The sequence below is a fragment of the Streptomyces anthophorae genome (genome assembly GCF_049310305.1).
In the GTDB taxonomy this organism is placed as follows: domain Bacteria; phylum Actinomycetota; class Actinomycetes; order Streptomycetales; family Streptomycetaceae; genus Streptomyces.
In genome coordinates, this window is the sequence record NZ_JBLWQQ010000001.1 from 155,174 (window position 1) to 167,692 (window position 12,519).

Sequence of the window (12,519 nt, forward strand, 5' to 3'; positions counted from 1 at the left end):
GTTCCGTGCGTATCGGAATCGATGTCGGCGGCACCAACACCGACGCCGTCCTGCTCGAAGGACCGCAGGTGCTCGCCACCACCAAGTCCGCGACCAGCCAGGACGTCACGTCGGGCATCGTGTCCGCGCTCAAGGCGCTGCACGCGCAGCACGCCTTCGACCCGGCGGCGGTCGGCGCCGTGATGATCGGCACCACCCACTTCCTCAACGCGCTCGTCGAGGCGCGGGGACTCGCCCCGACGGCGGCGCTCCGCCTCGGCCTGCCCGCGACGTCCGCGCTGCCCCCGTTCGTGGACTGGCCGGAGCGGCTGACGCGGGCCGTCGCCGGACGCCCGTACCTGGCGCACGGCGGGCACGAGTTCGACGGGCGGAAGATCGCCGACCTGGACGAGGACGAGCTGCGCCGGCACGCCGCCGACATGGCCGCGCACGGCGTCAGGTCGGTGGCGATCTCCTCGGTGTTCTCGCCGGTCAGCGACGAGTTCGAGGTGCGCGCGGCGGAGATCCTGAGCGCGGAGCTGGGCCCGGACGTGGCGCTGTCTCTGTCCCACGAGATCGGGCGCATCGGACTCCTGGAGCGGGAGAACGCGACCGCCGTGAACGCGGCGCTGCGCGAGCTCGCCGCCGGGATCGTCGACGGCCTCGCCGGGGCGGTCGCCGGATTCGGCATCACCGCTCCCCTCTACCTGAGCCAGAACGACGGCACGCTGATGGACCTGGAGTACGCGCGCCGCTACCCGGTCGCCACGTTCGCCTCGGGCCCGACGAACTCGATGCGCGGCGCCGCTGTGCTGTCCGGCCTCGACACCTGCGCGGTCGTCGACGTCGGCGGCACGACGAGCGATGTCGGCGTGCTCACGCAGGGCTTCCCGCGCGAGGCGGGGACGGCCGTGGACGTGGCGGGGGTGCGCACCAACTTCCGCATGCCGGACGTGCACAGCATCGGCATCGGCGGCGGCTCACTGGTCGTGGAGGACGGCGGCCGCGTCACGGTCGGCCCTCGCTCGGTCGGCTACCGGCTCACGGAAGATGCCCTGGTGTTCGGCGGCTCCACGCTGACCGCCACCGATGTCGCGGTGGCGGCGGGGCTCACCGACATCGGCGACCGCTCGGCGGTGGCCCACCTCGACGCACGCCTCGTCAAGGAGGCGCTCGACACGATCGCCGCCGACGTGGCGCGCGCGGTCGAGTCGATGCGGACCTCTCCCGAGCCGCTTCCGGTGGTCGCGGTGGGCGGCGGTTCCGTGCTGCTCCCGGACACCCTCCCCGGTTCCGGGGCGGTGCACCGCCCCGACCACTTCGCGGTCGCGAACGCGATCGGCGCGGCCATCGCGCAGGTCGGCGGCGAGGTCGACCGGGTCTACGCGATCGACGCGGGGCGCCGCGAGAGCGTGCTCGACGAGGCGCGCCAGGAGGCGGTCGACCGGGCCGTGGCGGCCGGTGCCAACCCCTCCGGGGTGCGCATCGTCGAGTTCGACGAGGTCCCCGTCCCCTACCTTCCCGGCAACGCGACCCGTATCCGCTGCAAGGCCGTGGGCGACCTGCAACAGGTCGACTGAGCCCCGCCCCCACCCCCGTAAGGAGAGCACGAGCACATGAGCTGGACCCTGGGCCCCGAGCAGCTGGACGACCTGGCGCGCGGCGCCGCGATCCTCGGCACCGGAGGCGGCGGCGACCCGACCATCGGCCGCCTGCTGGTGCGCGAGGCGATGCGCGAGCACGGTCCCGTGACCGTCCTCGACCCGGACGAGGTGGCCGACGACGCGTTCGTCGTCCCGGTCGCGAACATGGGCGCGCCGACCGTGATGGTCGAGAAGCTGCCGGGCGCCGACGAGCCGGTGGCCGCGCTGCGCGCCCTGGAGGCGTTCACCGGGCGGACGGCGGACGCGACGATGCCCATCGAGTGCGGCGGCAGCAACTCCCTGATCCCGCTGATCGTCGCGGCCCGCACGGGGCTGCCGGTCGTCGACGCGGACGGCATGGGCCGCGCCTTCCCCGAACTCCAGATGGAGACCTTCCACGTGTACGGGATCCCGGCCTCGCCGCTCGCGATGGCCGGCGAGCACGGCGAGACCTGCGTGTTCGACACCGGCAAGGACACCAAGCGCCTGGAGGATCTGGCACGCCGGGTGACGGTCGGGCTCGGCGGCGGTGCCGCGATAGCCGAGTACTCGATGACCGGGGAACAGCTCAAGCGCACCGCGGTGCCGCGCACCCTGTCCTTGGCCCTGTCGCTCGGCCGGGCGGTCCGCGAGGCGCGCGAGGCGCACCGCGACCCGGTGGAGGCGCTCGGCGAGGCGGTGGAGGGCACGATCTACGGTCACCTGCGGGTGCTGTTCCGCGGCAAGGTGACCGATGTGGAGCGGCGCACGGAGGGCGGTTTCGCGCGCGGCCGCGCCACGTTCGCGGCGTTCGAGGGCGCATCGGGGCTCGAACTCCGTTTCCAGAACGAGCACTTGGCGGCGCTGCGCGACGGCGAGCCGATCTGCGTGGTCCCGGACCTGGTGTGCGTCCTGGAGGCGGACACGGGCGAACCCATCACGACGGAGGCGCTCCGCTACGGCCAGCGGGTCACGGTGATCGGCATCGCGGCCCCCGAGATCATGCGAACACCGGAGGCACTGGAGGTCTTCGGCCCTGGCTGCTTCGGTCTTCCGTTCGAGTTCCATCCGGTGGAGGAGATACTGCCGAATGAGAGCCCCTGCGGCGATTGAGCAGACCGGCCGCCCCGGGGCAGGGGGACCAATCAAGCCCCTTCGGCGATTGAACAGCGGGGTCCGGGGCGGAGCCCCGAGACGCAGGGACCGGCTCACGCTGCGAGAATCGGCGACGTGCCACAAACGATCACCTCCGCCGACGTCACCCCCCTGGTCACCGGCGTCAACGTGCTGGGCTGCGGCGGAGGCGGCGACGCCGCGGCATTCGCGTCGATGCTGCGGCGCGCACTGGGCGAAACCGGCACGGTGACCTGGCACGAACCCGGTCCCCACGACCCCCTGATCGTCCCGGTCGGCGTCGTGGGCGCCGTGAACGTACTGAGCGAGAAGCTCCCGAACGGCCGGGAGTTCCGCGAGGCGATCACCGCGGTCACCCGATGGACCGGCAGCCGCGCCCCCGACGCCCTGATGGCCGTGGAGGCCGGCGGCCCCAACGCCCTCACGGTGCTGCTTGCCGCGCTCGACCTCGGCCTCCCCGTCGTCGACGTCGACCTGATGGGCCGCGCCCTGCCCCGGCTCGACCAGCTCAGCTGGGCGGTGCGCGGCCACCCCGTCACCCCGTGCGCGCTGGCCGAGCCGGGCGGCCAGCTCCTGGTGGTGGACCGTACGGACGCCCGCGGCCTGGAGCGGACCGTGCGGGGCTTCCTCGCGGCGGCGGGCGGCTGGGCCGCGCTCGCGCTCGCCCCGGTGCGGCTGAGCGAGGTGCGCGACGCCTGCGTCGACGGCTCCCTCACCCGGGCCCTCGCCCTGGGCCGCGCGCACGCCGCGCTCCCGCACCGCCCGGACAGGGACGCCGTGGAGAGCGCGCTCGGCTGCCGGGTCCTCGCGGCGGGCCGGATCCGGGAGGTCGCGCGCAGCGAGGGACCCGGCTTCGGACGGGGCAGTGTCACGATCACCGATGCCGCGTCCGGCACGGTCGTCCGCCTGGAGACCGAGAACGAGATCCTGCTGGCCCTGCGCGACGGCGAGGTCGCGGCGACCGTCCCCGACGTCATCTGCCTCCTGGACCGCCGCACGGCGCTGCCTCTGGCCATCGACCGGGTCCGTCCCGGCCAGGAGGTCGTCGCGGCGACGCTGCCGGGCCCGGAGTTCTGGCGGCGGCCCGACACGGAGCCGTACGTCTCGCCCCGCGCGTTCGGCCTGGACGCGGGAGTCGTCGGATTCGAGGCCGCCACACCATGACCAGTACCGCCCGAAGCGGCTCCTCCGGCGGTGTCTCCCTCACCGCCATGCTCGCCCACCCCTCGTGGCACGACGTCGCGCTCCTCGCGGGCCCCGAGAGCACCCGCGCCCTCCACCACCCGGTAGCCGCACAGGACTTGGCACACCCGCTCCCCGAGGAGTCCACCGACAGGCTCCTGGTGCTGCTCGGCGGCGCGGACCGTGGTGACTGGCGGCTGGACGCACTGCTGCGCCGTGCGCACGGCGCGGGTGTCGCGGCACTGCTGGTTCCCGGGGTGTCGGCGCTGCGCATGTCGTCGGCGCTGCTCGCCGAGCGACTGCGGCTGCCCGTTCTCGGCTCCCCCGATCCGCTGGCCGCGTACCTCGCCCTGGAGCGGATGACCGCCGAACCGGGGCTGCTGCGCGCCGAGTCGGCACTGCGCACCGCGCAGGTGTGCGCCCGCGCGGACGAGACGGTGGACGCGCTGCTCACCGACCTGGGCGCACTGCTGCACCGCCCGGTCGCCCTGCTCACCGCGGACGCCCGGCACCTGGCGGGCGACCCGGCCACCGTGGAACCCGCCGAACAGGACACGGTGGCGCGGCAGTTGACGGGTCCACCGCTCCCCCGCCCGCTCGACCTCCCCGGCGGCGCCCGCCTCCTCACCCACCCCGTCGGCACCGAACGCACCCGCCCCCGCCTCGCGGTGCGCCTGCCCGCCCGGCTCGCTCCTGAGGCCGACGCGGTGGCCGCCGCCCTGGAGGTGGCGTCGGGCGCCGTGCGGGAGCGGCTCGCGCTGCGCCGCCTCGACCTGGAGCGCAGTGCCCGTCACCGCACCTCTCTGCTCGGCGAGTTGCTGCGCCCGGCGGGCGGCGAGATCCCGGACGCGGTGCGCCGGCACGCGGTCGAGTTCGGCTGGCGCCTCGACGGCTGGCACACCGGCATCCGCATCGGCACGGGGCCCGACGTGGACGTGGCGGGTCTGCGCGCCGAGGTCACCGACGCGTTCGCGGCGGAGCGGCTCGGCGCGCAGGTCGTCGAGCAGGGCGACGGCTGGTCCGCCTGGACCAGCGCCGACCAGGAGCCGTCGACCAGCGACATCGAGCGGCACGCCGCCGCGGTGCGCCGCGTGCAGCGCCGCCTGCCGGAGGTGGTGCACGCGTACGTGGGGGTGGGCCGCGCCCACCCGGGTCCCGCCGGCATCGCCCGCAGCCTGGGCGAGGCGGCCGACGCGGCGCGCCTGGCGCAGGGCCGGGAGACGAGCGGGCGCTTCTTCCACGTCGACCGCCTCGGCCTCGCCCAGCTGCTCCTCGCCTGGACCCGCACGGACACCTTCCAGCCCGCGGCCCGCTCCCTGCTCGAGCCGCTGTCCGGCGAGCCCGGCGACTTGGTGCGCACCCTCACCGCGTACCTCGACGCGGAGTCCTCCACGGCCGAGACCGCCGCGGTCCTCGGTGTGCACCGCAACACGGTCGCGGCGCGCATCGCCCGCGTACAGCAGCTCCTGAGCGTGGATCTCGCGGATCCGGACGAGCGCCTGGCCCTGCATCTGGCGTGCCGGACGGCCGTCGAAGGATGAGTTGGGTCCGGCAGGACCAAGTAGGTCACGATCTGACCTACTCGCTGATTACTGTGACGGCACCGAACAGCAAGCGGGCATTCCCGCAGGAGAGGCGGACACCATGACCACCAGCGAGTCGAGCACCAACGCCCCCACCGTCACCGGCGAACGCGCGGACCTTCTGGAGGCACTGGCCAAGCAGCGGTACTTCCTGACCTTCACCACGCGGGACCTGACGGACGACCAGGCCCGGCAGCGGACGACGGCGAGCGAGCTGTGTCTCGGCGGTCTGATCAAGCACCTCACCGAGGTGGAGCAGAGCTGGGCGGGCTTCATCCTCGAAGGCGCCGCCGCCATGCCGGACTTCACGGCGATGACCGAGGCGGACTTCGCGGCCCGGGCGGACACCTTCCGGCTGCTGCCCGACGAGACTCTGGCCGGTGTGCTCGCCGCGTACGAGAAGGCCGCCGCCAGGACCGACGAGCTGGTGGCGAGCGTGCCGGACCTGGACCGCAGGTGGGCGCTGCCGAAGGCTCCGTGGAACGAGCCGGGCGCGGAGTGGTCCGTGCGCCGGGTCCTGATGCACCTCGTCGCCGAGACGGCGCAGCACGCGGGCCACGCCGACATCATCCGCGAGTCCCTGGACGGCTCGAAGAGCATGGGCTGACCCCAGGGGCCCGCACGTTCAGGTCCCGGTGTGCGACGGTCGCCGCGTTCACGCGGACGAGCGGCGGCACACCGGGTATCGCCGCGGCACCCGGAGGACTGATGATGTCCGCCATGACATCACGTCCGCACACCTCCGCCGCCACCGACCTGATCGCCTCGCTCGCCGACGGTTCGCTCCGCGTGGTCGATCTCACCGCCCCGCTGTCGTCCGGGACGCCGATCCTTCCGCTGCCCGAGCCGATGCACCCGATACCCCGCTTCGAGCTGGAGAAGCTCAACGACTGGGACGACCCGGGCGAGATCTCCTTCCAGAACCACATCCACACCGGCGAGCACGTGGGCACCCACTTCGACGCCCCGGTGCACTGGTCGTCCGGCCGTGACCTGGAGGACGTGGGCAGTGTGCCGGCGGCGCGGCTCGTGGGGCCCGCCGCGGTCGTGGACAGGTCGGCCGAGTGCGCCAAGGACCCCGATTACCTGCTGGGCCTCGACGAGCTCAAGGCGTGGGAGCGGGAGCACGGCGCGCTGCCCGAGGGCGGCTGGCTGGTGTACCGCACGGGTTGGGACACCCGCTCCGACGACCAGGCGGCCTTCCTCAACGCCGACGACAACGGCCCGCACACGCCTGGCCTGACCGCGGAGTGCGCCCGCTACCTGGCCGAGGAGACCGGCATCGTGGGGATCGGCGTGGAGACCGTCGGCACGGACGCGGGTCAGGCGTTCCGCTTCGAACCGCCCTTCCCCGTGCACCACTTCATGCTCGGCAACGGAAAGTACGGCGTGACACAGCTGCGCAACGTCGGGGAGCTTCCGCCGGTCGGCGCGGTGCTCGTCGTCGCTCCGCTGCGCATCGTCGGCGGTTCCGGCAGTCCCACGCGCGTTCTGGCGCTCGTGCCCGCCGCGGAAGGCAAGTGAGCATGCTGGTACGGGAAGCCATCGGCCGCGAGCTCCACCGGCTCGGTGTGCGCACCGCGTTCGGCGTGGTGGGCAGCGGCAACTTTCATGTCACGGGCGCGCTCGTGGCCGCGGGCGCCCGCTTCGTCGCGGCGCGGCACGAGGGCGGCGCGGCGGTCATGGCGGACGCCCATGCCCGCACCAGTGGCGAGGTCACCGTCCTCAGCGTGCACCAGGGCTGCGGCTACACCAACTCGCTGACCGGTGTGGCCGAGGCCGCGAAGAGCCGCACGCCGCTGCTGGTCGTGACGGCGGAGGCGACGGAGCGGACCTCGAACTTCCACGTCGATCAGCCGGCCCTCGCCGAGGGCGTCGGGGCGGTGTCGGCGCGGGTCCGCTCCGCGCGCACGGCGCTCGACGACGTCACACGCGCGTTTCGACTGTGCGCCGAGGAGCGTCGCACGGTGGTCCTCAACGTCCCCATCGACGTACAGGACGTGCCGCTGCCCGCGGACGCGGTGGCGCCCCGGCGTCGCCCGGCGCCCGGTCTGCCGCGGCCGGCCGCCGCCGACGCGGAGGGCTTCGCCGAGCTGCTGCGCCGCGCCGAACGCCCGGTGTTCGTGGCCGGTCGCGGTGCGCGTTCCGACGAGGCCGGTGAGGCGATCGCCGCGCTCGCCTCGCGGACGGGCGCGCTGCTCGCGACGTCGGCGGTGGCGCGCGGGCTCTTCAACGGACGGCCGGGCGAGGAGTGGTGCCTGGACGTGGCGGGCGGTTTCGCCACGCCGCTGGCCGCCGAGCTCATCTCGGGCGCCGACCTGATCGTGGGCTGGGGCTGCGCCCTGAACATGTGGACCATGCGCCACGGGCGTCTCATCTCGGAGACCGCCAAGGTCGTCCAGGTGGACGTCGACCGCGACGCCCTCGGCCGCACCCGGGACATCGACCTGGGCCTGTGGGCCGGTGTCACGGAGACGGCGCACGAGGTCGCCTCGCTCCTGGTGGACGGTCCTGCCGCCACCGGCTGCCGCACGCCGGACGTCGCCAAGCGCCTGGCCGTTGAGGGGAGTTGGCCCCAGGTCCCGTTCGAGGACGATTCGGGTGACGGCCGCATCGACCCTCGTACGCTCACGCTGGCGCTGGGCGGCATGCTCCCGGCGGAGCGCACGGTCGCCGTCGACTCGGGCAACTTCATGGGTTACCCGAGCATGTACCTCGACGTGCCCGACCAGTACGGGCTGTGCTTCACGCAGGCGTTCCAGTCGATCGGCCTGGGCCTGTCGACGGCGATCGGCGCCGCGCTCGCCCGGCCCGATCGGCTCCCGGTGGCGGCCTGCGGCGACGGCGGATTCCTCATGGGCGTATCGGAGTTGGAGACGGCCGTGCGCCTCGGGCTGCCCCTTCTGGTGGTGGTCTACAACGACGCCATGTACGGGGCGGAGGTCCACCACTTCGGTCACCCGGGCGAGGCGGCGGACCTGTCCACGGTCACGTTCCCCGACACCGACATCGCGGCGCTCGCCCGCGGATACGGCTGCGCGGCCCTGACGGTGACGGGGCCGGACGACCTGGCCCCGCTCACCGAGTGGCTCGCCGCCCCGGACCGGCCGATGGTCATCGACGCCAAGACGACGCGCGACGAGGGCGCCTGGTGGTTGCAGGAGGCGTTCGGCCACTGACACCGACCCGGCCGCTCCGGAAGGACAGCGGCGACCCCCGCCGGGAATCGCGTACGAACATCGGCGGGGGTCACCCACGAGAAAGCACGGCTCCCCTTCACGCACTTCCTCGCCTGTTCCGTCCGATGACGCCGCGGGGCCGCGGGAGGAAGCCCCGGCCGGGACCCTTCGGACGGATTACCACAGTCGCGTTGTCGGCGATGCGACTGTGGCGTCTACAGTCAAGTTGCCCGGGGGCCAGGGGCGTTGAAGAAGGTAACCCCCTTCGGGGCGTTCAAACGTATGGCACATGCCAGCGGCGTCTCAAGACCGTCTTCACGTCGTCATCCGGACGCGGCGGCCGAAACCCGCAGCAGCTCCGTGAGCGCGCGGGCCGCGGCGCTCGGCGGACGGTCGGCCGGCGTCGCGAGATAGAGCGACCAGCCAAGGTCCGCGTCCGTCACCGGGAGGACGGTCAGGCCGTGCGCGGTGTCGGCGAGGAAGCGCGGCACCAGGGCCACGCCCAGTCCCGCCCTGACGTAGTCGGCGCTGGTCGCGAGGTCGGTGATCTCGATGGTGACGTGGCGCGGGACGCCCGCAGTGGCGAAGGCACGGTCGGCGACGGACCGGTTGCCGTACCCCACTGGGCAGTCGATGAACCGCAGCCCGGCCAGTTCGCGGATCGCCACGCTGTCGCGCCCGGCGAGCGGATGCCCGGCGGGCACCACGAGGTCGAGGGTCGAGCCGGCCAGCGGCGTCAGCTCGACCTCGGCGGGGCTTGCCCCTGGCAGGGACACCAGGGCCAGGTCGAGGCGGCGTTCGGCGAGCGCCGTGAGATGCCCCTGGGAGCCGGTCGGCGCGACCGTGATCTGCACCTGGACGCCCGGGTGCCGGCGGTGGAACTCGCCCAGCAGACCCGGCAGGTCGATCAGCCGGATCGAGGTGAGCGTGCCGAGCCGCAGGGTGCCGCGCAGCGCGCCCCGCACCTCGGCGACGGCGTCGGCGGCGTCGCGCGCGGCATCGAGGACGACGCGGGCGCGCGGCAGCAGCGCCCGCCCCTCGTCGGTCAGCAGCACCCGCTTGGAGTTGCGGTCGAGGAGGCGCGCGTCCAGTTCGCGCTCCAGCGTTTTGACCGCGGCGGAGACCGCGGACTGGACGATGTGCAAACGGGCCGCCGCGCGGGTGAAGTTCTGCTCTTCGGCGACCGCTACGAAGTACTCGAGATGCCGTAGTTCCACTCGTCGACTATCGCAGCAACCATCTCTGATCGCGATCGTTGCGAGCTGGAAGATTCGTTGGACGTGATGGCTGTGCGGGCGGACAGTGGGACATGCCCACCCGATCCCCCTCCAGCCGAACGGACTTCTGCCGCATGGCCACGCCGACGCGCGTCCGCACCTCGTCGCCCTCCCCCGCCGCCCGGCCCACCGTGGGCGCACGCCGCCACGGCATCGGCTTCTGGACCGTGGCGCTCGCCTTCCTCACGTCGATGGCGTTCTCGACGGTGCCCACCCCGCTGTACCCGCTGCACGAGGAGCGGGACGGCTTCTCGACCTTCATGGTCACCGTCGTCTTCGCCGTGTACGCGGTGGGCGTGGTGGTCAGCCTGCTGCTGGCCGGGCACGTGTCGGACTGGGTGGGCCGCAAGAAGATCCTGCTGCCGGCGCTCGGCCTCGAGTTCGTCGCCGCCCTGCTGTTCCTGTCGAGCCCGGAGCTGCCGGTGCTGCTCGTCGCCCGGTTCGTGAGCGGTCTCGGCATCGGCATGCTCAGTGCGACGGCCACCGCCCACCTCGCCGAACTGCACGCCGCGCACCGTCCCGCCGCCTCCCCGCAGCGCTTCGAGACGGTGGCGACGGCCGCCAACATCGGCGGTCTCGGCCTCGGCCCGCTGGTGTCCGGCTTTCTCGCGCAGTACGTGACGGCTCCGCTGCGGCTGCCGTATCTCGTGTTCGCGGTCCTCCTCGTGGCCGTGGCCGTGGCCCTGTCCCGTACCCCGGAGACCGTGCGCGAGCTGCCGGTCAGGCCGCGCTACCGGCCGCAGCGGGTGAGCGCCGACCACGGCGACCGGGCCGGGTACGTGGCCGCGGCCGCCGCCGCGTTCGCGTCCTTCGCGGTGTTCGGCCTGTTCTCGTCGATCGCCGCCGGGTTCGTCGCGCGCTCCCTGCACCACCCGTCGCACCTGCTGGCCGGAGCGATCTCCTTCCTGGTGTTCGGCGGCGCGGCGCTCGCGCAGATCCTCACCAACCGGCTCGCGCCGCGGACGAAGTCGACGCTGGGGCTGATCGCGCAGGGCACGGGCTTCCTGACGCTGGTGGCCGGGATGCACACCGCGAATCTCGCGACGTTCCTGGTGGGCGGCGCGGTCGCGGGCATCGGAGCGGGGCTGCTGTTCAAGGCGGCGGTCGGGGCCGTGGTCGCGATGGCGGCGCCCGCACGGCGCGGCGAGGCGCTCGCGGGCCTGTTCCTGGTCGCCTATCTCGGACTGAGCGGCCCGGCCGTCGCGCTCGGACTCGCCACGCTCCATCTCTCGGCGACCTCGGCGATGACCTGGTTCGCCGCGGCTCTCCTCATCCTCCTGACGGCGGTCGCCGTCCTCAACCGCCGTTCGCACGGCGGGCGTTGAGGGAGACAGCCGAGGAAGCCCCAGCCCGCGGGAGCGCAGCGACGCAGATCACATCGGCCAAACCCTTGACGCCTTCACGTTCAAACCGGTTTAGTCAACGCCGTTCGGCCGTTCAAACCGGTTTGAACGCCCATCTGGAGGCCACCCCCGAGGAGCCCTGCACGCCATGGCCCGCAAGCCCACCATCGCGGACGTCGCACGCCACGCCGGGGTCTCCCGCGCCACCGTCTCCTTCGCCCTCAACGACCGCCCGGGCATCGCGGAGGACACCAAGGCCCGGGTGCTCGCGGCGGCCGCCGACCTGGGGTGGACGCCGAGCCGGCAGGCCCGCGCCCTCTCGCTCGGCAAGGCCGGGGCGTTCGGCCTCGTCCTGACCCGCGATCCGGAGCAGATCGGGGCGGACCTCTTCTTCCCGGCCTTCATCGCGGGCGTCGAGGCCGTCATCGGACAGCGCGGCGACGGCCTGATGGTGCACGTGACGACGCCCGAGCGGGAGCAGGGCGTGTACGAGCGGCTCGCGGCCGAACGTCAGGTGGACGGCGTCCTGCTCACGGACCTGCGGCACGACGACCCGCGTCCCCCGCTGATGCACCGGCTCGGCCTGCCCGCCGTGGTGGTGGGCCAGCCCGAGTGGGGCGGCGGCCTGCCCACGGTGAGCCTCGACGACGAGCCCGCCTACTCCGCGGCGGTCCGCCGCCTCGCCGACCTCGGCCACCGGCGCATCGCGCACGTCGAGGGCCCCCGCGAGTTCCGGCACGCCCACCGGCGCCGCCTCGCCTGGGAGCAGGCGCTGCGCGACCTCGGCCTGCCCGAGGGCCCGGTGCTGCCGGGCGGATTCAGCGCCGAGGGCGGCGCGCGGGCCACCCGCGAGCTGCTCGCGCTCGACACCCCGCCGACCGCGATCGTCTACGGCAACGACCTCGCCGCGATGGCCGGGCTCTCGGTCGCCCAGGAGCTGGGCGTCCCGGTCCCCGAGCGCCTCTCGGTCGTCGGCTACGACGACGCGCCCCTGACCCGCTACAGCTATCCGCCGCTCTCCTCGGCCCGCGCGGACGCCCGCGGCTGGGGCGAGGCCGCGGCCCGCGCCCTGGACGCGGTGCTCGCCGGGGACGAGGGAGCGGCGCACGTGGCGCTGCCGCCCGCCGAGTTCGTTACCCGCGCCTCCATCGGTCCTGCGCCGCGCGACTGAGCCGCCGGGGCTCCACCACACTTCGGCCGCGCCCGCGCGCGGACTGGTG

10 protein-coding genes are annotated in these 12,519 nt (G+C 73.8%); 9 read left to right on the top strand and 1 reads right to left on the bottom strand.

The annotated features are described in order from the left end of the window. Positions 1–5: 5 nt before the first annotated feature. From ACNYS0_RS00635 to ACNYS0_RS00665, 7 genes are all read left to right on the top strand, one after another. A complete protein-coding gene (locus ACNYS0_RS00635) occupies positions 6–1,559 on the top strand; it encodes a hydantoinase/oxoprolinase N-terminal domain-containing protein (RefSeq protein ID WP_422470620.1) in 1,554 nt (517 codons plus the stop codon). A gap of 36 nt (positions 1,560–1,595) precedes the next feature. Further along, the gene (locus ACNYS0_RS00640; RefSeq protein ID WP_422470621.1) at positions 1,596–2,714 is read left to right on the top strand and encodes a DUF917 domain-containing protein; all 1,119 of its coding nucleotides are present in this window, start codon (positions 1,596–1,598) and stop codon (positions 2,712–2,714) included. A gap of 117 nt (positions 2,715–2,831) precedes the next feature. Next, the gene (locus tag ACNYS0_RS00645) at positions 2,832–3,899 is read left to right on the top strand and encodes a DUF917 domain-containing protein (RefSeq protein ID WP_422470622.1); all 1,068 of its coding nucleotides are present in this window, start codon (positions 2,832–2,834) and stop codon (positions 3,897–3,899) included. Next, on the top strand, positions 3,896–5,458 hold the full coding sequence (locus ACNYS0_RS00650; protein WP_422470623.1) for a PucR family transcriptional regulator: 1,563 nt from the start codon (positions 3,896–3,898) through the stop codon (positions 5,456–5,458). Before ACNYS0_RS00645 ends, ACNYS0_RS00650 begins: the two co-directional genes overlap by 4 nt. A gap of 103 nt (positions 5,459–5,561) precedes the next feature. Continuing rightward, the gene (locus tag ACNYS0_RS00655; protein WP_422470624.1) at positions 5,562–6,107 is read left to right on the top strand and encodes a DinB family protein; all 546 of its coding nucleotides are present in this window, start codon (positions 5,562–5,564) and stop codon (positions 6,105–6,107) included. 113 nt (positions 6,108–6,220) lie between these two features. Next, complete coding sequence (locus ACNYS0_RS00660) at positions 6,221–7,024, top strand: cyclase family protein (protein WP_422470625.1); 804 nt, start codon at positions 6,221–6,223, stop codon at positions 7,022–7,024. 2 nt (positions 7,025–7,026) lie between these two features. Continuing rightward, complete coding sequence (locus tag ACNYS0_RS00665; protein ID WP_422470626.1) at positions 7,027–8,679, top strand: thiamine pyrophosphate-binding protein; 1,653 nt, start codon at positions 7,027–7,029, stop codon at positions 8,677–8,679. 323 nt (positions 8,680–9,002) lie between these two features. Here ACNYS0_RS00665 and ACNYS0_RS00670 read toward each other — a convergent pair whose 3' ends face one another. Continuing rightward, positions 9,003–9,896 carry a LysR family transcriptional regulator gene (locus ACNYS0_RS00670; RefSeq protein ID WP_422470627.1) on the bottom strand — a complete coding sequence of 298 codons (894 nt, stop codon included), beginning with the start codon at positions 9,894–9,896 and terminating at the stop codon, positions 9,003–9,005. Positions 9,897–10,030: 134 nt separating this feature from the next. On the opposite strand from ACNYS0_RS00670, the gene ACNYS0_RS00675 reads away from it, so the two are divergent. Both ACNYS0_RS00675 and ACNYS0_RS00680 read left to right on the top strand, forming a co-directional pair. Further along, complete coding sequence (locus ACNYS0_RS00675) at positions 10,031–11,281, top strand: MFS transporter (RefSeq protein ID WP_422470628.1); 1,251 nt, start codon at positions 10,031–10,033, stop codon at positions 11,279–11,281. A 166-nt stretch (positions 11,282–11,447) separates the two neighbouring features. Then, complete coding sequence (locus ACNYS0_RS00680; RefSeq protein WP_422470629.1) at positions 11,448–12,470, top strand: LacI family DNA-binding transcriptional regulator; 1,023 nt, start codon at positions 11,448–11,450, stop codon at positions 12,468–12,470. Positions 12,471–12,519 lie beyond the last annotated feature (49 nt).

What these genes read in the sequence shown, in the direction of transcription:
- ACNYS0_RS00675 (WP_422470628.1), top strand. Translation starts at nt 10,031, where the DNA reads ATGGCCACGCCGACGCGCGTCCGCACCTCGTCGCCCTCCCCCGCCGCC.
- ACNYS0_RS00680 (WP_422470629.1), top strand. Translation starts at nt 11,448, where the DNA reads ATGGCCCGCAAGCCCACCATCGCGGACGTCGCACGCCACGCCGGGGTC.
- ACNYS0_RS00650 (WP_422470623.1), top strand. Translation starts at nt 3,896, where the DNA reads ATGACCAGTACCGCCCGAAGCGGCTCCTCCGGCGGTGTCTCCCTCACC.
- ACNYS0_RS00665 (WP_422470626.1), top strand. Translation starts at nt 7,027, where the DNA reads ATGCTGGTACGGGAAGCCATCGGCCGCGAGCTCCACCGGCTCGGTGTG.
- ACNYS0_RS00660 (WP_422470625.1), top strand. Translation starts at nt 6,221, where the DNA reads ATGACATCACGTCCGCACACCTCCGCCGCCACCGACCTGATCGCCTCG.
- ACNYS0_RS00655 (WP_422470624.1), top strand. Translation starts at nt 5,562, where the DNA reads ATGACCACCAGCGAGTCGAGCACCAACGCCCCCACCGTCACCGGCGAA.
- ACNYS0_RS00640 (WP_422470621.1), top strand. Translation starts at nt 1,596, where the DNA reads ATGAGCTGGACCCTGGGCCCCGAGCAGCTGGACGACCTGGCGCGCGGC.